Raw genomic sequence first — 18954 nt, 5'->3', positions numbered from 1 at the left:
TATGCTCTGGTGGACTCTGAGACGACCAATCGTAAACGATCGAGAGATCACAGCCCTCATCGATTCAACGACTGATCCCGCCACTGGGACACGCTCATACGTTCGCCGGGCTCGGCTAGCCAGCGCAGGTGGCCCTCGCTGGGCTACGAACGCTCCTCCTACCTGCCGGTGGACAGGGTGATGCCCCAAGGCGGGCTGATCTTTTTGGGGGCCCTCTTCGCTGGCGCGGGGGACTGGGGTGGCCTGGACGCGCTACCAAGAACGTCAGACGGCGGAGTTTTCGAGTCCTGTGATCCACGGCCAGTGAGGCGCATGCCTCCGCAGGGTCCGATCCGCAGGGGCGAACCCGTGAACGAGTTCGAAGGGGGGAGCGCTGTCCAAACGGTGGCAGTCCCCGGCGAGAATTTCAGCGAAGGCCAGCAGCTTGCGTCGGGTTGGGCCCTCAAGCAGTTGAGCTGCAGCCTTGGCCCCGTCGCTGATCAGCTTCGTGGTGCTGATCAGCTCGTCTTTGGCGGCAGGATCACCCTGTCCTAGGGCAGGCGCCAAGCGGTCTCGTTCTCCAACTACGTGGGCAGCAGCCGAGAAGAGAACCGTTGAAGCAGCTGTCTCGGCGGACTCTCCTGCATTGGTCATGGCATTTGCCAGCATGGGGAGCTCAGCGAAGGGGAGGGGATCGACAATCTTCCAGAGAGATTCCGCGACTTGGAGCCCGGCGCGTGTTCCCGCACGGTCCACGCACAACGGCAGGCGGTCAGGGGAGAGCTGACGTACTTCCCAGCGCTCGACTCCGGGGTCCGCCATGGCAGCCCTAAGAATTGCCCGGCATGCCTCTCGCAGAGTCTCAACGGAGACGTCGGGAACGTCCAACCGCACAAGACTTCCTTGGCGTCGGATGTCTAGCACCGGGAATCTGGCTTCTCCAGCTGCTTGAAGGATGGCGAGGTCTCGGCTGACGTAGTTCGGGTCCTCCGCGCCCTGGATGATCAGTGATGCGTTCTGCGCGTAGGACACGGCGACCCCGTGCTCGAACCCACGGCAGATGGCGCGAGCGCGGATCGCCGCATCCAGTACCTGCTCCAACTCAGCTGACTGCCCGCCGAGAACGAGCGTGCTGCTGACTGGATCCCAGCGAAAGTCTTCGTGTGCGTTCGCATTGCGCCAGTCAGAGCGGATCGTCGAAGCCAGCAACCTGCATAACGGCTGATCATCTTCAGCTGCCAGCAGATCCCGTACGGTCGCGAGTGAGGCCCCTTGTGGGACAGCCGTGCCCAGCAGTTCCAAGACCACAGTGGCCGTGCGCTTGACGTCACCTTCCAGTACCGCCCGGTGCAGGTCCATGGCCGCACGCGCCTTTTCTTCCTGGTGCTCCGCACGGTTGTAGGCATCGCGGTAGGCGAACTGTCCGCGATGGGAGGACAGCATCTCCGGCTCACGATCACCATGTCGCGCAATCGCTGAACACGTCAGTTCCGGTTCTGACTTCAGATGACACGTCACCAGATCACGTGCCAGGAGAGTGGCACGGTGCGTCACCAAGGGACGGTCGGTCAGCGCGAGAACGGCAAGGTGATTAAGAAGGTGCACCGTCAGCGGTAGCGAGTCGTCAATCAGGTGCCTCATGCTCAGGCGCAGCCGACGATCGAGTATCTTCGGATCCTTCGCCCAGGCAGCCAGCAAACGGGCTCGTGACGCCACGCCTGAGCCGGGACTCAGTTCCTCAGCCGGCACCCCGAGCGTTCGCTGATAGCGGTCCTCGTCGGGAAGGCTGGCCGGATCAATCCTGGCGGCAGCCTCCAGAGCCCGTCCAGTTGCCTGGGCCGCGAGAGCATGCCTCCGTACTGCGGCCCAAGCGGACTCCATCCATCCCTGTTCCAGACAGGCGAACAGCGCTTGGGCCTCGCTCCGATTCGCGCGCGCCAAGTCATCCGCCAGCCGTCGCTCGGCCGAGCTGGTCCGGGACGGACCGAACCGGGACACCTCATCTGCGACGGCGCCCAAGGCGACAACCGACCTGCCGAGGCGCCGCAACAACTCTGGAAGTTGTTTCCCCACGGTCCCGCCGGAAGCGGTCCGCAGGCGCAGGATCTCCGCAACCATCTCGTCAGTCTCCCGCTGAAGCCTGGGCAGGTCAGCGTCCCTCAACACTGACTTCCACTGCGCGCGGGTCACCGGTACAAAGGCAACTTCCTGCTGTCCCGCGGTCTGCTCGGGAGGCGCAGTGAGCTTCAGTTTTCTGATCACTGCTTGCGCAGCGGCACAGGACTCTCGTTTGACCGCGCCCAGTTGGTCAGGGAGGGATACGTCCATCAGTACAGGATGACACCGGTGCCCTGCCTGAAGCCCGTCTTTTCCCCGCGCCAGCTGCGTCCTTGAGAGGCTTGCCAGGGGACCCGTAGGAGTCGTTTGAGATCCGGAGAAACCGACTGCCCGAAGGGCCGATGTGCCCGTAGGCTCTGGGTGCCCGGCGTGACGCTGCCAGGCGCACGAGGGGGAAGTAGTGGATCATCTCTTCGCTGTTGCGGGCCGGTTGGCAACACCGATCTCACCGACCGGGCTGGCCGCGGAGGGGCTTCTCGAACGGCAGCACCTGCAGGAGTGGGTGATCGCCAACCCTCAGGTCCTGGGTGAGTCGGTACTGGTGATCACCGCGGAGTTCGACCGGTGGGCCGATACGGACGGGGTGCCGACACGGGACCGGCTGGACGTCCTCGGTCTGGACGCCACCGGGCGCCTCGTGGTGGTCGAGCTGAAGCGGGGAAACAGCCGACCGCGACGGCCGCCTGGAACAACAACACCGCCAAACCTCTGACCTGGGACGCCGACGGCAGGCCGTACACGCCGACTGGATTGGCCAACCACATCTTCAAGAGCGTGACCGGCCGGACACCTGACGGGATCCAGGGGACGACCTGGTGGGATGTCGAGACCGACGACGTCCCGAACACGGTCGACCCCGATGTATGGGCGGCGTTGGCAGGGGCCAGCCTCGCTGACCTGGCCAAGCAATTCAAGGGCGCCCGCAGGGACTGGACTAGTCTCCACACCCTGCTGGGCGCCATCCCATCCGCGGGGTGGACGACCTACGGCGACGTAGCGTCCGTCATCGGCAGCCACGCCGTTCCCGTCGGCACCCACTTGGCCACCTCTGGTCAGTGCCCCAACGCGTGGCGGGTCCTCACCGCGTCCGGTCGCGTCAGCGCAGGCTTCCAGTGGACCGATCCGAAACGTACGGACTCACCCGCGGATGTCCTAGCGGCCGAGGGTGTCCGATTCGACGGTGGAGCTGCCGTTTCGGAAGCCCACCTGTCGTTGGAGGCACTCCGGAGTCTGCTCGACGGCTGACCGCGGTTCCTTCGCACACAACCAGGGGAGGATCCGTGGACCGAGTGGCTACCTGAGACGAAGACTCCTGATACGAGGGGGACATGAACCAGTTCGAACTACGTCGCGTAGAACAGCAGCTCCGCGAAGCGCTGCAAGACACCGCCCTAAGTTGGGTACTCGACGATGTCGACGCGGCAATCGCCGCGGGAGTGCCTGAGGAGAAGATCCTCCGCCGACGCCAGCAGCGCCGCGGTGATGACTCCCCTGCCGCGAGCCCGGCCGCGGCAGCGGCTCGGTACGAGGTCGTGGACCGCAGTGTGCTTGGCCTCGTCGAGTACGAGGCATCGCGGAAACGGGGAACGCTGGTAATTGCCACGCGAGCCATGACGGATGAAGAGCGCGTCCAGCTCCTCCTGGATGCGGTGAGGCGAGTCCTCGTCGAACTGCCTGAAATGGAGTTGGAGGTCCTGAAGACGCTCCGGACCGAGCCCGAGGGCGACGCCGGCAGCCGGAGCATCGCTGAGGCGGTCGTGTTCGAGCCGGACGAAAGCGCTCGATCGCGCCGTAGTCGAACAGAGTTCCGGGGAGATCGGATGTCGGCTGAACGACGTAACGACGTCAGCCAACTGCTGGCCGACGTGACGAGGGAGGTTGTCAGTTGAGCACGGTCGACCGCCTGGTCAACGAGATCAAGAGCCTTCTGGCGGCAGGGGCGGTGTCGTACGACTCCGCTTCGAAGCCGTCCGACGTCTACGAGGGCTTCATCTTCTCCCTGATCGTCGCGACTGCGAGTCGGCACGGTGCCACTGTCACCTACGAAGACGTCTACGGGGCGAAGGCCAGCAGCCTTGTCTTCCGAACGGGGCCCGGTCACCTGTACAGCAACAGCCAGCCCTTCACCCACGCTGTGATCGAGTTCGACGGCGCTCCCGCCCTTGAAGTCCACCTCGGCGTCTACGTGACCGGCTCGTCGGGCGTCCTGCACGAGTGCGACGTGCTGGTGCTGCCAGCCGAGGAAGCCGCCCTGAGCCGGGCACAGGGCATCGCACCACGAGGCAGTCAGAGCGTCCTCATCGTCGAGTGCAAGTACTACGTTTCCAACCTCGGCATCGGCCTCGCGCGGAACTTTGAGGGACTGCGTGCCGACATCCGCACCCAGGGCGAACTTTTCGTCGCCAACACCAGATCATCGAGCATCGTGCGGTACCTCGATGCCCGAAAGAGAGGCTTCGAGCCGGACGTGGTGCCCAACTCGCCGCAGGCAGGCTATCTACAGGCGGAGATCAGAAAGACCTTCAAAAGCTACCTGAGCAAGCACGCACCCTCAACGGTGATCTGAGCCCGCCGGTCGAGCGTCGCGCACCAAGGATTCCGCGCAAGCCGATACGGCGGGACAGGCGGCCTCAGCGGCCGTCGGTTGGGAGCCATCTGGGAGCCGATCCGCTCCCCAAGCCCCTTCGACACCACCCGAGACCGCCCCACCTCAACGCCCTGAACAGGCAAAACAGCAAACCACCCGGTGCCGATCACGCCCGAGCCTCATTCGGGACGAAGAGGTCGTGGGTTCAAATCCCGCCACCCCGACAGTGAAGTACCAGGTCAGGGGCCTGATCCGCATCGCGGGTCGGGTCCCTGAGTGGTTACGGGGGCCACGTACGCGAGCCGGCGCAAGTCGCGCAGAAGGCGCTCAACGACACGCGCAAGGCCAGGGACGAAGCAGTCACCCCGGTCTTTCGAGGGCGCCGCTTTGGCCCTTCGAGGCAAGGGCGGCCCGACGTCCGCCCGCAGCCAGTGCCCACCGCCTGCGGTTCGCCGACATCCGGGTCGCGCGGAACCTCCCGGGCCACCTCCCTGTCGCTGGCCCCCGGCCATCGATCAGATGGGCAGCCTCCAGCCGGATCCGCTCCCGCCGAGCCCGCTCATCAGCCACCGCCCACCGCCATCGGGATTACCTCATCCATCCGCGGGCTTCGTCAGCCGCCGTCACCGCACCCCGTAACCCGCAAACCCGCACCTTCGAGGATCCCTGGTCGGGTGGACCGGGTAATCGGCGCCGCACCGATAGGCGGGCGCGTCGGGTGTATTACCGTTCAAGAACGCGCAGGTACCTTGCTGGGGGAGAATCGGTGAGCGCTCGGATTCTGGTAGCCGAAGACGACGAGAAACAGTCTCGACTGATCCGGATCTATCTGGAGCGGGAAGGAAACGCGGTGCAGGTCGTGGCCGACGGCCGCGCGGCACTGGAACGGGCCCGCTCGGCGAAACCCGATCTCATCGTTCTCGATGTGATGCTGCCGCTGGTCGACGGACTTGATGTGTGCCGAATTCTGCGCGCCGAATCGGACGTTCCTATTCTGCTTCTCACCGCCCGCACCACCGAGGAGGACATGCTCCTCGGCCTCGACCTGGGCGCCGACGACTACCTCACCAAGCCCTACAGCCCCCGCGAACTGACTGCGCGGGTACGAGCTCTGCTGCGCCGGTCGAGGAAGGCCGTCGGCTCGGCGGAACCCGCGGTGCTGCGGGTCGGCGCGGTGGAACTGGACACCGCGCGCTTCGAGGTCCGAGTGGCGGGGCAGCCCGTGGCCCTGACCGCCAAAGAGTTCGCCATCCTGGAGGCACTGGCCCGGGAACCGGGCCGGGTCTTCACCCGGGCGCAGATCATCGAGCGCGTCTTCGGCTTCGACCACGACGTGCAGGAGCGGACCGTCGACGCCCATGTGATGAACCTGCGCCGGAAACTGGAGGCGGACCCCGGGCGCCCCCGCCACCTGGAAACGGTGTACGGCCGGGGCTACCGCCTCAACGACGGGCCGGGCTCAGCGTCCTCCTGACGCCACGCCTCCCGGAGCCGTGGGCAGCACGATGGTGAACGTCGTGCCCGCCCCGACCGCGCTGCGCACCTCGATCGTCCCTCGGTGATCGGTGACGATCTGGCGGGCGATGGACAGCCCCAGGCCGCTGCCGCCGGTCGCCCGGCCTCGGGACGCGTCCGCCCGCCAGAAGCGGTCGAAGAGATGCGGCAGGTCCTTCGCCGCTATCCCCTTGCCGGTGTCCCGCACTTCCACGACGGCCAGCTCGCCCCGGGGGATCAGGGCCAGGGTCACGCTGCCGCCCGCCGCGGTCGCCCGCAACGCGTTGCCGACCAGATTGCCGACGACCTGGCGCAGCCGGTCCGGGTCCGCGGTCACGAACACGGGCCGCGGTGCCTCCAGTTCGAGCGCGACGCCCGCCGACTCGGCCTGGGCGTGGTGGGCCGTGCGGCCGGTTTCCAGCAGCTCCCTCAGGTCGACCTGGGCAGGGTGGTACGTGAGCGTGCCGGCCTCCGCCAGCGCGAGGTCCTGAAGGTCGTCCACGATCCGCTGCTGCAGCATCGCCTCCTCGTGCAGGGAGGCGAGCAGCTCGGGGGTCGGTTCTACGACGCCGTCCCGCAGGGCCTCCAGATAGCCGCGCAGATTGGCCAGCGGGGTGCGCAGTTCGTGCGCGATGTCACCGGTGAGGCGGCGCTGGCGCTCCTCGCCGGCCTGGATGGAATCGGCCATGCGGTTGAAAGCGCCGCCGAGTTGCGCGATCTCGTCCCGGCCGGAGACGGGAACCCGGCGGCCCAGGTCGCCCTCGCCGAGCCCCTTCGCGGCCAGCGTCATGGCCCGGACGGGGCGCAGTACGGCCCTGCTCAGGAACAGGGCACCGAGGATGGCCGCGAGGGCGACGCCCGCCGCGACCGCCACGGTGGGTGCGGCGGCCAGGGTGGGCGGTGACTCGTTCTGGACGCCCAGGCGGATCTCCAGGCGCGGCGGGGCGACGGAGGCGGTCTGTTCGTTGAACGCCCGTTGCAGGCAGTCGGTGAACCGCCGTTCGGTCCCGCACGACCGGACCGCGTCTAGGTCCCGCGAAGTCGGCGGGTTCGCTCCCGGCTTCGGCTTCTCGCACTGCGCGGGCGGCCGGTCGGTGCTGATCCGGGGCACCCCGAAGTCGTCCGCGGCGGCCGTCACCTCCGCCCCGGCCCGGGTCAGACAGGCCGCGTACGCAACCGCTGCGCGGTAGTCGGCGATCGCCGTCGCGGCGAGTTTCGTCGGGGTCTGCGGTGCCTGGCCCTCCGGGAGTTGCAGGACGGGGCGCGGGTCGACCAGGACCGGGGGCTGGCTGCTGAGCGCACGGGGATCGCGGCCGGCAAGGGCGTCGGAGTCGGCGAGCAGGACATCCGATTCCGTGACGACCCGGATGCGCTGGCCGGTGTCCTGGGCGAGCTGGGTCACCGTGGGCGAGAGCCCTTCCCAGGTGCCGTGCGCGAATCCGTACGCGCGCAGTTCGCCGGTGATCCGGGAGACCTCCTGGCGGCCGGCCGTGACGGTCTCCTGCACCTGGCGGTTGGCCTGGCGCAGCGTCAGCCACGCGGTGGCGGCGGTGGCGGTCAGCGCCACCAGCATGAGCAAGCCGAGGACGCGGAGCCGGAAGCTCACCGTGCCTCCTTCGATTGTTTCCGGATTTCAAGAGGGCGCCTTCGGCCAACACCCTTCAGAAATGTCTCATTTCTTTCACTTGGACGTTTTTTGGTCTCTGGTAAACGAAAAGCGGTCACACGCTGGCGGAATTCTTTCTTCACCTTAATTCGGAGGTGATCGTACATAAGGCACTCGCACCCCGGCTGATGCAGGGGCCGCCGCTTTCGCTCCGGCCTCGTCCGGCACGCGAGTGCGGCACTGACAAAACAACACAGGGGGTTCATCATGAAACGACTCACAGCTCTCGTACCCATGCTCGCGGCCGTCGCCGTGGCGGTTCCGCTGTCCCTGGCCACGCCGGCCGCCGCGCACGCCTCGTGCGGTACGAACGTCTCGGACAGGGACGGCAGCTCCTGGGGCAGGACGGCCAACGGGGCCAACGAGCGCAGCGGTTCCAGCACCGGCTGTGCCATCAAGGGCATCGCCTACAACACCCAGGCGCTGGACTACCACTGCTACACGGTCGGCAACGACGGCTACACCTGGACGTACCTGAGAAACGACGCCACCGGTGTCACCGGCTGGGTGCGTGACGACCTGCTGAGCGACGGCGGCAGCTACGTCAGCTGTGGCATCTGACCGTCCCTTCGGCGAACTGAGCACCTCGCAGTGACGCACCAGCAGGGGCGGTCCCGACCGGGGCCGCCCCTGTCCTGTGCGCGCACGCCGACCGGGACGCCGACCGGGACGCCGGACAGCGCTCATGTGCCGGACAGCGCCTCCGTCGGGGACAGCCTGCTCGCGCGGACCGCCGGGTACAGGCCGGCGATCATGCCGATGGCCAGGGTCGAGGCGATGCCCGCCAGGCTCGCCCACGCCGGGACCACCGTCGGCCAGTCGCGGCTGAGGGCGTATCCCGCCGTGATCAGTGTCCCGAGGACCGTTCCGGCCAGACCGCCGATGAGCGACAGCAGCAGTGACTCCGTCACGAACTGCGTGCGGATCTGGCCCTTGGTCGCCCCGAGGGCGCGCCGCAGACCGATCTCCGAACGCCGTTCCAGTACCGAGATGACCATGGTGTTGCCGACGCCCACGCCACCGACGAGCAGGGCGACTCCGCCGAGGCCGAGCAGCAGCCCGGTCAGGGCCGACTCGGTGGCCTCGCGGGCCGCGAGTGCGTCGGATGGCCGTGAGATCCGCACCTCGCCCGGCTTCTCGGGGTACGCCGTGGCCGGGAGCACCGCCCGTACCGCCGTGACCCGGCTGTCCTCCGCGCGGACGTACACCGTCGACGGATGGCCGTCGAAGCGCAGATAGGTCCGGGCCGCCGACCATCCGACCAGGGCGGCGCCGTCGAGTTCCGGTGCCAGCGGTACCGGATCGAGGACGCCGATCAGCGAGAACCAGCGACCGCCGAGCCAGACCCGGGTGCCCGGGGTGTACACGTCGAGCCGCTGGGCGGCGGTGGCGCCGAGCACCACCGCCGGGTACTCGTCGGTCGCGGAGTCCAGCCAGCGTCCCTTGCGGACCTGCCCGCCGACGGCCGGCAGGAGATCGGTGCCGGCCGCGAGAACGATCAGGGAACCGGTCCGGCCGATGGCGATGTGGTCGTTGCGGTAGACGTGCGCGTCGGTTGCGCCGGTGGCGGCGACCTGCTGCACCGGCCGGATGCGACGGACCATCGGAACGGCCTCGTACGGCAGTTCGGCCTTCTCGCCCGTCAGGGACTCGCCCGGAGCCACCCGCAGCAGATTCGTGCCGAGCGCGTCGAGCCGCCGGTCCACCTCCGCCTGTCCGGAGCCGGAGATGCCGACCACCGCGATCATCGCGGCGACGCCGATGGCGATACCGAGCGCGGAGAGGAAGACCCTCAGCGGACGGGTCCGCAGACCCGTTCCGCCGAGCCGTACGACGTCCGCGGGCCCGAGCCGGGCGGCCTGCAGCCGGTCGCCGGATTCGTTCGTCCGCCGACGGCCCCGGCCACGAACCGGCGCCGCCGAAGCGAGCGAGTCGGGCGATTCCGGTTTCTGCCAGGGGGAATTCGGGGTGCTGTCCGTCATCGGGACGCCCCGATCGTCGCGCCGGTCGCCGTGTCGGCCACCAGGCGCCCGTCGCGCATCTCGATGCGTCGCGGGAGTTGCGTGGCTATCTCACGGTCGTGCGTGATGACCACGACGGTGGTGCCGGCCGCGTGCAGGTCGCGCAGCAGGGCGAGTACGGCCGCTCCCGACACGGAGTCGAGGTTGCCGGTCGGCTCGTCCGCGAGCAGCACCGAAGGCTCGCCGACCACCGCACGGGCCACCGCGACCCGCTGCCGCTCGCCGCCGGAGAGCTGGTTGGGCAGATGCCGGACGCGGTGGCTGAGCCCGACCCGGGCCAGCGCGGCCTCGGCCTTGGCCCGGCGGCGCCGCATCGGGACACCCGCGTAGAGCAGTCCGTCCGCCACCGAGTCCAGGACCGGGACCCCGACCGCGAGATGGAACTGTTGGAAGACGAAGCCGATCCGGGTGGCCCGCAGCGCGGAGACCTCGCGGTCGGACAGCTTCGCCACGTCGTAGCCGTCGACCAGGACCCGGCCCGCGGAGGGCCGGTCGAGACTGCCCATGAGATGGAGCATGCTGGACTTGCCGGAGCCGGACGGGCCGACCACCCCGACCAGTTCCCCGCGCCCGATCCGCAGACTCACGTCGCGGACCGCGGCCACCGGGCCCGGATACGTCTTGGAGACGGCGTCGAACTCGACGACAGCCTGAGACCCGCCGCTCACTCCGGAATCCTCACCTTCAGTCCCGCGCGGACCGCGGAACCGCTCACTTCCACCTTGCCGTCGGCGAACAGTCCGGTCTTCACGGCGACGAAGCTGCCGTCCGCCGTCTCCAGTCCGTGGCCGCCCTCCGCGAGCGCCACCAGCGCGGCGACCGGGACGGCCAGCACGTCCTTGACCTCGCGGCCGACGTACTCGACGGTGACGGGGCCGCTCTCCAGCCGCCCCACGGACTTCTGGTCCTTGATGGTGATGGTCACCGGCAGCGTCGCGGCGCCCTGCCCCGAACCGTCCTCGCCGGAACCGCCCTCGGGCGCACTGGCCTGCCTGCCCACCGACGCCACCTCGCCCTTCACGGACTTGCCGTCGGGCAGCTGAACCTGGACGGCCGTTCCGCGTACGGCCCAGGAGGCGTCCCCTGCCGAGGCGTTGACGACGACCTTGCGTGCCGTACCGGTGTAGGTGAGGGCGTTCTCACCGACGGCCTCGCCGAGCCGGACGCCCGGCCGGCCGATCCGCACCTTGCCGGCGGAGTAGATGACGTCCCCGATACCGACCGTGCCGGTCTCGGGCACCCCGAGCGACTTCTGCCAACGCTCGACCGCGTCGGCGGTCTTGGCGGTGAACGTCTCGTCCACCGTGAAGCCGGTGTAGCCGAGTGCGGCCAGGTTCGTCTCGAACTGCAGGACGTCCATGCCCTTGAGCTCCGTCGCCTCGGCGACCTGGGCGCCCGTCGACGTCGGTGGCGCGGAGGGGCTCGCGGCGGCGGCCTTGCCGGTACCGCCGTCCGACTGCCGCTCACCGGAAGCCGCGGCGCCTTCCGCTGTGTCGCCCCCGGAGGTCTCGCCCCCGGACGCGGTCCCGCCCGCGGACGCGGTGGCGGTCAGCCCCAGGTCCCGGTACATGGGCAGCGACCCGTACAGCAGCAGCACCGGACGGTCGTCGACGCGCAGCAGCGTATCGCCGCGCTCCGCCATGGTCCCCGCCTCGGGCAGCCAGGTCACGGTCCCGGTCGCCTTGACCGGCAGGGGTATCTCCGTGCCGTATCCCAACTGGCCGTCCACCTGCGTGCGTTCGGTCAGCGTCGCCCGGGTCACCGGAACCAGCGAACCGGCCCGGGGCGGTGCGCTCGGACCGTCGTCCTCGCCGCCGCCGAGCCCCAGGGCGCCCACCACGGCGACCGCCGACACGACGACCACGGCACAGGCGATCAGCGCCGTACGCCGCCCCCGTCTGCCGCGCGGCGGCTCGGAGGCCGCCTGGGGCTCGTCATCGATGTGCGTCACCGTATCCGCCACGATCAGCCCTTGCCGGGGCTCGGGGTCGCCGGAACGCCCACGATCGGACCACAGATCCGGATGGCCCGCTTCGCGCCGGCCGAGCTCTGGTTCCATTCACCCTGTCCGAGACCGTCCGGGCCCGGGTCGGGGAAGTCGGCGGCCCCGTTCTCCTGCATGCACTGCGCGTACTGCTGCTTCACCTTGATCTGCTCGGCGGTGAGCTTGGACTGGTTGTCCTTCTCGATGCTCTCGGGCACGGCTGTCAGGTGGTCGGCGCACTTCTCCGTGGCGGCCCGGAACTTCGCGTCCTTCTTCAGGGCCAGGTTGTCACCGAAGTCGATGGTTCCTTTGTCGTCCGGGTCCGGAGCGTCGACCCCGTTCTCCCGCAGGCACTTCACGTACTCCCGCTGTGCCTGCACATAGGCGGCCACGTCGTCCCCGCCGCTCTGCCCGTCCGAGCCGACGGACGAGGTGGTCGCGCCGCCGCTCGCGGCCGTCGGGATCTCCGACTCGCCGTCGTCGCCCCCGCAACCGGTCAGCGCCAGCGCCATGACCGAGGCCACCGCGGCCAGCAGTACCCGATTCGTCCTCACCGGTTCTCCCGCTCTCCTGTCGGACCCGTCCGCGGACGCGGCGGGCAGAGCGACCGTAGGACGGAGCCGATGAAGAACTCTTGAAGAACCTGTCAGCTGATCATGCGACCGCGCGGCACATCGCGACCGGCGCCGCACCGCCACGACGGGACGGGCCGACTTGGCGACTGTCGGCCGAGGTCCCGCTGGGAGCCATCAGGGAGCCGACCGACTCCCGGATGCCCTCCCGAACCACGCGAGACAAGCACAGGCCAAGTCGCGACCTGCACAAACGTCATTTGAGCACGTCGAAATCCTGTTCCGACCTCATACGGGGAGAGACGAAGAGGTCGTGGGTTCAAATCCCGCCACCCCGACGCTGGTCAGAGGCCCATTCGCTTGATCGCGAATGGGAGTCGTGCCTCGTCGACCAGCGAAGGCCGCGCCCCCTTGACCAAAGGCCGCCAGTGATCGGCGTCTCGGGGCTGACGGCCACAGCGTCCAGCACCTGCGAGCGGGCGACCGGCAGCACCCGCTCTCCCTGACGGTCGGCGGTGCGGGGGCACCGTGCCGACCGCGCCGAAGGGCGAGGTCAGCCTTCCCGGCGGCAGATGGCTCGTCGTCAACGAGCAGCAACCGGTCGCCGGGGCGTCCGAGGGGATCACGGTCAACGCCTTGCACCGGGTCGTCGCCGGCAACCTCGGTGACGTCGTTCTCGGCTCGGTCACCAGCGCGGTCCACAACTGCGCGACTTGTCGGAGGATGTCACCCGTGGACGTGGACGTGAACGAGACCCGGGACGAGTACGTCGAGCGCTTCCGCGCCCTCGCACGCGAAGGGCTCGACGAACTCTTCGTCCCGGATCGGCTCCCGGCCTTGGCGGGCGGACGCCTGGCGCACTTCGCCATCGTGGACAGGGAAACTTCGGTCCACGCGGAGACCCGCTTCTCCTTCCGCGGCCACCGCTTCCGCTACGAGCGACAGATCTGGCCGCCCGACTTCCCGCTGGAGATCAAGACCGCCCTCTACATCGAACACCTGAGGGAACGGGTGCTCACCGGCCGCTACCGGTCAGGAGCGGACCCGGAGGCCGACATCGAGGTCTAGCTCTTTTGCCCTGGAGCACCTCAGCCACGAGCTCCTTGCGTGCGGTCGTCCGCAGGAGGAAGATCCTGCCGGTCAAGGGAGCTGTGATGCTGCGATTCATGGACTGGTCCGTAGTCGCGACGGGGTGCCTGCTCGTTCTCGGAAGCCTCGCCGGCCGGTGGTGGGAGCGCACCCAGGCTCGGAAGGGACAGGGCCTCGACCAGGGCATGCGCTTCCTCTGGGCATGGTTCCCTCTCCTCATGGGTCTGGGGATGATCGGAACCAAGGTGCCGGGCATGGTGCACGCACCCCACTCCGTTGTCGAGGTCGTTGACGCGCTCAACTTCACGCTCGCGGCGACGGTGTTGGTCGTCGTCCTCTGGACAGCGCGTCGCTTCTTTCGTACGCACGGTGCCAGGTAACACCAACCCGGTCTCGGAACGGCGACAGGCGCACACTGGAAGTGCACGCGCCTGGGCGAGGGGCCGGTGACGGGACTCACCGGAACCGCGGAGGCGTCCGCCGACGGTCCCTGGTCCAGCCGTGCTGACCAGGAGGAACCATGCCCGTATCGTCGACCGGCAGTGGCGCCACCTTGCGACACCGTGCCGTCCGCCTCGTCGCACGGCTGCGTACCCGGCCTTGTCCGCCCCGGCTGTCGCGCCCAGCGCAGGTGCGAGTGCTGGTCGAGGTGCTGAACGAGGCCCTCGCCGCCCAGCAGCAAGCCGACGCGGCGGTGGCCTCCTGCGGGGAGCCCGGCCCCCTCTCCGGGCAGGCCGCCCGGGACTGCGGCCACGCCAACTCGGCCTTCCTCCACCTGCAGGCCCGACTGCGGGGGCTGCCGCTCACTGACCCTGACCTGGTACGGGCGCAGGCGTACGCGGGGCGGCTGCTGGCCTACGACCAGTGGATGGTGCACCAGTCGTTGAACCTGGCTTTCACCGTGCACCCGGACGCCCGTACGGAGGCGGCCCGGTTGCAGCTGAACGGCCTGGGACGGCCGGCGGACGATCTACGGCGGCTGCGCGACACCCTCAAGCCGGAGGAGCGCACGGCGTGATGGCGGACGATCAAGCCCACCACCCGCGCCTCAAGCCCACCACCCGCGCCTCAAGCCCACCACCCGCGCCTCAAGCCCACCACCCGCGCCTCAAGCCCACCACCCGCGCCCGGTCCAGTGCACCACCGACGCACCGCCCGCGGACACGCGCTCATGGCGGAACGTCGCGTCGGCCGGGAGGAAGGCGAGAACTGACGGGTGCAGCCGGGCCGGAGGTGCAGGTCAGGTACTTACCGTGCGCAGGAAGTGGTCCGCGTCCTCGGGCTCGGCAAGTCTGCGGAGCTCCAGCCAGGAACCGTCGGCGAAGCGGAGTCTGAAGGTGGCGAATCCGCGCGGTTGGCCCGCCTCGGCCTCGACACGGGCTTCGTCGAAGGAGAATTCCGCGACGGTCCGGAAGTCGTCGGCTGTGGTGGGCGACATCGAACGGCGCGGGGAGGCGGCCACGCAGACGCGGTCACGGGCCAGCATCACCAGGCGCTTGGGGTTGGGCGAGTGGCCGTACCAGCGCAGCAGCAACTGACCCGCGGTCAGGTTCCAGTCGCCGTCGAAGACGCCGCTGGTCGGATCGTTGGCTTGGTGGCCGACGCTTCTGGCGGCGCGGCGGGTAGTGCCTTCCCCTCCGTAAGAAGTCTGGCCCAGCATGTCTGCGAGCTTGCCGACCAGCACCATCGGCACCAGGACGAAGAAGAACACGACACCACCGACGTACAGCAGCCAGTGATGCCCAGGCTTCAGCCGTCCTTTGCCCGCCGCCCGGTGAACCTCCTTGGGTGGCGTGGGAATCGGCTGGCCGAGCTCGCACCAGACCAAGGCCACGGGGTCCTCGCCCAGAACCTTCCGGGCCCGCCGCTGAACCTTGCGCTTCGCCATGCCGGAGAGCCTAGACGGTTGGATGTCACGCATCCCGGCGGGACAAAGCCACCTGGTCGGCTGCCGACACCGCCGCCCAGACCGTCTTGCCCACGGGGTGACGAGGCGTCGAGCCCCAACGCACGGCCGGGCGCGCACCCATGCGTACGAGACCTTGCCTGCTCGGGCAGGACGCGCGGGCGGACGAGGTCAGGTCAGGGCCGGGGCGCGGTGGGACGCGGGTTTGCCCCGACGAAGATGCCGAGGATGTGGGTGAGGGGATCGAGGAGGGCCGCATGCCGGTGCGGGACGGGCTCGTGGGACGCCTCGGGGTCGGGGCGTGCGGTGTCGTCGGTCCGCGGCAGGTCTGGTGCGGTGCCGGCTTGCGGGCGGGTGGTCGGGCCGCGCATGGGGCTCTCCTGTCTCGTCGGCTGCTGGAGCTGTCGTGGAACGCTGGTGACCGGCCGGCGGGCAGCCCTGGTCACCTGTTCTGCGGGCGGAGTTCGAGCAGGGAGATGTCCGCGGGGGACCGACCCGGACCGGTGGGCCGAAGAAGCCGGCGCCGCTCGTGACGTAGAGGGTGGTGTCGTCCACGCTGCCGAGCCCGGCGGTGACCGGACTGGACATCGCCGTCACGGCGGTGAGCGGGAACATCTGACCGCCGTGGGTGTGCCCGGACAACTGGAGGTCGACACCGTGGCGGGCGGCCTCCTCGGCGAACACCGGCTGGTGGGCGAGGAGCACGACGGGGCGCGAGGTGTCACGTCCGCTCAGGGCGCCCTCCAGGTCGGGACCGCGGCCGGTCTCCTCGCCGGCCAGGTCCTCCACCCCCGCCAGGTCGAGGACGGCGCCGTTGTGCCGGATCTCGACGCGCTCGTTCACCAGCGGCCGGACGTCGACGGCGCGCATCTCGTCCAGCCAGTCCTCCACGCCGTCGTAGAGGTACTCGTGATTGCCCGTGACGAAGAAGCTGCCGTACCGCGACTCCAGGTGCCGCAGCGGCCTCGCCGCCGGTCCCAACTGGGCGGCGGTGCCGTCGGCGAGGTCACCGACGATCGCCACCAGGTCGGCCTGGAGCCCGTTGACCATCCGGGCGGTCGCACACCGAGCGCGTCGGGCCCGCCACGGGCAGCCTTTGAGCAATCTTCCGGCCGCTTATTGACTGGCAGAAAGCGCTTTCAGTGCATACCGTCCTGCTGTCGCATGGCTAATTGACCGGGGGGTTGCGCATGTCAGGCGTGCTGCTGCGTGAGGTCGGCTTCGAACCCAGGGACGAGTCACCCTGGCATTTCCGCCTCTTCGGCACGCTTCAGGTGGCACACGCCGACACCCCACTGGAGCTGGGCCCGCCCAAGCAACGCGCCCTGCTGGCCGTGCTGCTGCTGAGGCGGGGTCTCGAAACAGGGATCGATCAACTGATCGAGGCGCTCTGGGGTGAGGACTACCCGGCCTACGCCAAGAACCTGATCCAGAAGTCCGTCTCCAGCCTCCGCGACCTGTTCGCGGCGGAAGCGTCCTGTGAGGAGGGCATAGCCCTGGAGTGGTCGGCGGGTGGCTACCACCTGGACACCGGGAACGCGTACGTCGATCTCTACGCGTACGAAGGGCTGGCGTCGGCCGGGATCAGCGCAGCCCGCGAGGGCAAGATCCTCAAGGCGGCGGAACTGCTGGAGCGAGCCCGCGTCATGTCCACCGGACCGCTCGCCGAGGGCCTCGAAGGCCCGATGCTCCAACGCGAACGGCTGTACCGCCAGGAGCGCTTCCTCTCCGACATGGAGGTACGCGCGGAGCTCGAACTGGAGCTGGGCAGACACCGCAACGCCGTCCCGGACCTGCACTACGCGGTGGACAAGTACCCGCTGCGCGAACGCTTCGTCTGGCTGCTGATGCTGGCCCTCTACCGCTCGGACCGAGGCAACGAGGCCCTGAAGCTGTATTCCGACCACCGCGCCCGCGGCATCGAGGAGATGGGCGCCGAACCGGGCCCGAGCCTGCGCGCACTCCACGCCCGACTTCTCCTCCAGGACCCGGAGCTGATGGTCCTGCCGGCCCTGCAGCCGACCACCCTGCCCCGCCTCGGCACGATCCTGCCCACACTGCGCCCCGACCAGCTCACCTGAGCCACCACGGTCCCAGCGCCGGGCAACCGGTCACGGCAGGGCGGCGGGTGCGGCCGTCCGCCGACGCCCGACTCGGCGGCTCGGTGGCCCGCGCCCGCCGGCAGGGCGACGTCACCGTCTTCACGTCGGACGTCGACGCCCTCGAGAGGCTCGCCCCGAGAAGGGTCGTCGTCAGAAGGTGTGATGCCGCGGGCACTGCACGAGAGTCCGCGTTGACACGGGCCGACGTCGGACGTTGACTGGCGGCACGGCGCAGAGCCATGCCGCTCCGGAACACCCGGCACGACACACAGGAAAGCGGCACTGATGATGTACGACCAGACACGCGCCCAACAGCCCGCGGACCAGCCCCGTGGGGTGTCCGGACGCCGCACCTCGGGGCCGGAACCGCTGGTCCCGTCGGACGAGCGGGAACAGATCGCCACGCGGCTCGGACATGCCGTCAACAAGTTCGCCGACACCCCGCGGGAAGCGCTGGAAGAGGCAGAGGGCGCCTTCGACGAGGCCACCGCCCAGCTCGTGAGCGCCCTGGCCGAGGTGCGGCGGGTCATGCGCGAGGGCTGGGAGGACCGGGATCCCGAAGAGGAGTCCACCGAGCTCCGCCTCGCGCTGCGGCAGTACCGGGAGCTCACGCAACGGCTGCTGCGCTTCTAGAGCGCCGCGCCGTTCGAACAGGCGAGCCGACCGGTGGTGAACCGGGCGCGATTCCCTCATGGGACGCCCCCCACGGCTCGTGGTCCGAGACCGGCGAAGAGCCGGTGAAAGTGCTGCCCCGCGCGCCGGTCAGTCCGTCTCGCGCCCCGTACGCCGGGCGTACGCGCGGGCCGCACGGGCGCGGTCGCCGCAGCGGGTGGAGCACCACTGGCGGCGGCCGTGCTTGAGGAGGTAGCGGCCGCAGGGAGGGGAGCCACAGGCGGTGAGGCGTTCGGCGTCGGGGCCGGTGAGCAGGTCGGCCGTGTTGGCGGCGAGGACGGCCAGGGCGTGGTCGACGATCTGCGTGGTGGGGTGCGGGGCGGCGCGGTAGGGGCCGTTCTTCTCGTCCCAGTGCAGCAGGGCGGCCGTGGGTGCCCTGGTCAGCGCGTCGTTGACGGCGGAGAGGGCCGCGGGCAGGGCCGGGAGCCCGGCGACCCGGGACGCCAACAGCGCCCTGACGTTCTCGCGCAGTGAGCGCAGTTGCGCCGCGCACATCTCCCGCATGCCGGCGTCCGCCGGGGCGAGTCCGCGCTCGTACAGCCACTGGTTGGCGGCGGCGGGGGTGCCGAGGAGGTCGAGGAACTGGCCGCCGGGCAGCGCGATGGCGGTGTTGGCGAAGTCGAGGGCGAGGTACTGCTCCGCGCCCGGCGCGGGCGGCGGTGCGGGCTCGGCGGTCGCGGTCTCCTGCATGGCTCTCATGGTACGGCTTGCCGCCATCCGTGAGACACGACTACTGTCTCTCACGGATAGAGTCACTCCCATCC

At 69.3% G+C, this 18954-nt stretch carries 20 protein-coding genes; 11 read left to right on the top strand and 9 right to left on the bottom strand.

The genetic code is table 11. The annotated features are described in order from the left end of the window. Positions 1-264 precede the first annotated feature (264 nt). Positions 265-2307, bottom strand: coding sequence for a hypothetical protein (locus tag ACFYO2_RS28865; protein WP_388354922.1), 2043 nt, complete (start codon positions 2305-2307; stop codon positions 265-267). Positions 2308-2497: 190 nt separating this feature from the next. On the opposite strand from ACFYO2_RS28865, the gene ACFYO2_RS28860 reads away from it, so the two are divergent. The 5 genes from ACFYO2_RS28860 (at position 2498) to ACFYO2_RS28840 (ending at position 6158) form a co-directional block, all read left to right on the top strand. After that, positions 2498-2809, top strand: coding sequence for a hypothetical protein (locus tag ACFYO2_RS28860; RefSeq protein ID WP_388354920.1), 312 nt, complete (start codon positions 2498-2500; stop codon positions 2807-2809). 38 nt (positions 2810-2847) lie between these two features. Next, complete coding sequence (locus ACFYO2_RS28855; RefSeq protein ID WP_388354919.1) at positions 2848-3342, top strand: hypothetical protein; 495 nt, start codon at positions 2848-2850, stop codon at positions 3340-3342. An 83-nt stretch (positions 3343-3425) separates the two neighbouring features. Then, a complete protein-coding gene (locus ACFYO2_RS28850) occupies positions 3426-3986 on the top strand; it encodes a hypothetical protein (RefSeq protein ID WP_388354917.1) in 561 nt (186 codons plus the stop codon). Continuing rightward, a complete protein-coding gene (locus ACFYO2_RS28845) occupies positions 3983-4663 on the top strand; it encodes a hypothetical protein (protein ID WP_388354916.1) in 681 nt (226 codons plus the stop codon). The genes ACFYO2_RS28850 and ACFYO2_RS28845 overlap by 4 nt, the downstream gene beginning before the upstream one ends. Before the next feature lie 787 nt (positions 4664-5450). Beyond that, on the top strand, positions 5451-6158 hold the full coding sequence (locus ACFYO2_RS28840) for a response regulator transcription factor (RefSeq protein ID WP_388354914.1): 708 nt from the start codon (positions 5451-5453) through the stop codon (positions 6156-6158). On the opposite strand, the gene ACFYO2_RS28835 is transcribed toward ACFYO2_RS28840, so the two are convergent. Continuing rightward, positions 6144-7784 (bottom strand): sensor histidine kinase, encoded by a 1641-nt coding sequence (locus tag ACFYO2_RS28835; protein ID WP_388354912.1) that lies wholly within the window; start codon positions 7782-7784, stop codon positions 6144-6146. The two genes, ACFYO2_RS28840 and ACFYO2_RS28835, sit on opposite strands and share 15 nt — an antisense overlap. 267 nt (positions 7785-8051) lie before the next feature. On the opposite strand from ACFYO2_RS28835, the gene ACFYO2_RS28830 reads away from it, so the two are divergent. After that, positions 8052-8405, top strand: coding sequence for an SH3 domain-containing protein (locus ACFYO2_RS28830; protein ID WP_388354910.1), 354 nt, complete (start codon positions 8052-8054; stop codon positions 8403-8405). A gap of 122 nt (positions 8406-8527) precedes the next feature. Here the strand turns inward: ACFYO2_RS28830 and ACFYO2_RS28825 are convergent, their stop codons facing one another. From ACFYO2_RS28825 to ACFYO2_RS28810, 4 genes are read right to left on the bottom strand one after another with little or no spacing between them, the layout of a single operon-like run. After that, the gene (locus ACFYO2_RS28825; RefSeq protein WP_388354908.1) at positions 8528-9826 is read right to left on the bottom strand and encodes an ABC transporter permease; all 1299 of its coding nucleotides are present in this window, start codon (positions 9824-9826) and stop codon (positions 8528-8530) included. After that, complete coding sequence (locus ACFYO2_RS28820) at positions 9823-10533, bottom strand: ABC transporter ATP-binding protein (protein WP_388354906.1); 711 nt, start codon at positions 10531-10533, stop codon at positions 9823-9825. Before ACFYO2_RS28820 ends, ACFYO2_RS28825 begins: the two co-directional genes overlap by 4 nt. Then, the gene (locus ACFYO2_RS28815) at positions 10530-11816 is read right to left on the bottom strand and encodes a peptidoglycan-binding protein (protein ID WP_388354904.1); all 1287 of its coding nucleotides are present in this window, start codon (positions 11814-11816) and stop codon (positions 10530-10532) included. The genes ACFYO2_RS28820 and ACFYO2_RS28815 overlap by 4 nt, the downstream gene beginning before the upstream one ends. Before the next feature lie 14 nt (positions 11817-11830). Then, complete coding sequence (locus ACFYO2_RS28810; protein WP_388354902.1) at positions 11831-12403, bottom strand: hypothetical protein; 573 nt, start codon at positions 12401-12403, stop codon at positions 11831-11833. A 546-nt stretch (positions 12404-12949) separates the two neighbouring features. Between ACFYO2_RS28810 and ACFYO2_RS28805 the strand changes: the two genes are divergently transcribed. The 3 genes from ACFYO2_RS28805 to ACFYO2_RS28795 all read left to right on the top strand — a co-directional run bounded on the left by ACFYO2_RS28805 (position 12950) and on the right by ACFYO2_RS28795 (position 14528). Next, a complete protein-coding gene (locus tag ACFYO2_RS28805; protein ID WP_388354901.1) occupies positions 12950-13489 on the top strand; it encodes a choice-of-anchor P family protein in 540 nt (179 codons plus the stop codon). A gap of 98 nt (positions 13490-13587) precedes the next feature. Next, positions 13588-13890, top strand: coding sequence for a hypothetical protein (locus ACFYO2_RS28800; protein ID WP_388354899.1), 303 nt, complete (start codon positions 13588-13590; stop codon positions 13888-13890). A 140-nt stretch (positions 13891-14030) separates the two neighbouring features. Further along, the gene (locus ACFYO2_RS28795) at positions 14031-14528 is read left to right on the top strand and encodes a hypothetical protein (RefSeq protein ID WP_388354898.1); all 498 of its coding nucleotides are present in this window, start codon (positions 14031-14033) and stop codon (positions 14526-14528) included. 222 nt (positions 14529-14750) lie between these two features. Here the strand turns inward: ACFYO2_RS28795 and ACFYO2_RS28790 are convergent, their stop codons facing one another. Next, positions 14751-15398: a hypothetical protein gene (locus tag ACFYO2_RS28790; RefSeq protein WP_388354896.1), complete on the bottom strand. Its 648-nt coding sequence runs from the start codon at positions 15396-15398 to the stop codon at positions 14751-14753. 189 nt (positions 15399-15587) lie between these two features. Continuing rightward, a complete protein-coding gene (locus tag ACFYO2_RS28785; protein WP_388354894.1) occupies positions 15588-16466 on the bottom strand; it encodes a metallophosphoesterase in 879 nt (292 codons plus the stop codon). 140 nt (positions 16467-16606) lie between these two features. Here ACFYO2_RS28785 and ACFYO2_RS28780 point away from each other — a divergent pair, with 140 nt between their 5' ends. Then, on the top strand, positions 16607-17497 hold the full coding sequence (locus tag ACFYO2_RS28780) for a BTAD domain-containing putative transcriptional regulator (RefSeq protein ID WP_388354893.1): 891 nt from the start codon (positions 16607-16609) through the stop codon (positions 17495-17497). A 306-nt stretch (positions 17498-17803) separates the two neighbouring features. Beyond that, a complete protein-coding gene (locus ACFYO2_RS28775) occupies positions 17804-18151 on the top strand; it encodes a hypothetical protein (protein ID WP_388354891.1) in 348 nt (115 codons plus the stop codon). 129 nt (positions 18152-18280) lie between these two features. Here ACFYO2_RS28775 and ACFYO2_RS28770 read toward each other — a convergent pair whose 3' ends face one another. Continuing rightward, the gene (locus ACFYO2_RS28770; protein WP_388354889.1) at positions 18281-18880 is read right to left on the bottom strand and encodes a CGNR zinc finger domain-containing protein; all 600 of its coding nucleotides are present in this window, start codon (positions 18878-18880) and stop codon (positions 18281-18283) included. Between the last annotated feature and the right edge of the window lie 74 nt (positions 18881-18954).

Source organism: Streptomyces sp. NPDC006602, assembly GCF_042870385.1.
Taxonomy (GTDB): Bacteria; Actinomycetota; Actinomycetes; order Streptomycetales; family Streptomycetaceae; genus Streptomyces.
Note: the sequence above shows the minus strand (reverse complement) of the source record. Positions and strands in the feature narration are given on the sequence as shown.

What these genes read in the sequence shown, in the direction of transcription:
- ACFYO2_RS28865 (WP_388354922.1), bottom strand. Translation starts at nt 2,307, where the DNA reads ATGGACGTATCCCTCCCTGACCAACTGGGCGCGGTCAAACGAGAGTCC.
- ACFYO2_RS28850 (WP_388354917.1), top strand. Translation starts at nt 3,426, where the DNA reads ATGAACCAGTTCGAACTACGTCGCGTAGAACAGCAGCTCCGCGAAGCG.
- ACFYO2_RS28830 (WP_388354910.1), top strand. Translation starts at nt 8,052, where the DNA reads ATGAAACGACTCACAGCTCTCGTACCCATGCTCGCGGCCGTCGCCGTG.
- ACFYO2_RS28825 (WP_388354908.1), bottom strand. Translation starts at nt 9,826, where the DNA reads ATGACGGACAGCACCCCGAATTCCCCCTGGCAGAAACCGGAATCGCCC.
- ACFYO2_RS28800 (WP_388354899.1), top strand. Translation starts at nt 13,588, where the DNA reads ATGGACTGGTCCGTAGTCGCGACGGGGTGCCTGCTCGTTCTCGGAAGC.
- ACFYO2_RS28795 (WP_388354898.1), top strand. Translation starts at nt 14,031, where the DNA reads ATGCCCGTATCGTCGACCGGCAGTGGCGCCACCTTGCGACACCGTGCC.
- ACFYO2_RS28790 (WP_388354896.1), bottom strand. Translation starts at nt 15,398, where the DNA reads ATGGCGAAGCGCAAGGTTCAGCGGCGGGCCCGGAAGGTTCTGGGCGAG.
- ACFYO2_RS28785 (WP_388354894.1), bottom strand. Translation starts at nt 16,466, where the DNA reads ATGGTCAACGGGCTCCAGGCCGACCTGGTGGCGATCGTCGGTGACCTC.
- ACFYO2_RS28780 (WP_388354893.1), top strand. Translation starts at nt 16,607, where the DNA reads ATGTCAGGCGTGCTGCTGCGTGAGGTCGGCTTCGAACCCAGGGACGAG.
- ACFYO2_RS28775 (WP_388354891.1), top strand. Translation starts at nt 17,804, where the DNA reads ATGATGTACGACCAGACACGCGCCCAACAGCCCGCGGACCAGCCCCGT.
- ACFYO2_RS28770 (WP_388354889.1), bottom strand. Translation starts at nt 18,880, where the DNA reads ATGCAGGAGACCGCGACCGCCGAGCCCGCACCGCCGCCCGCGCCGGGC.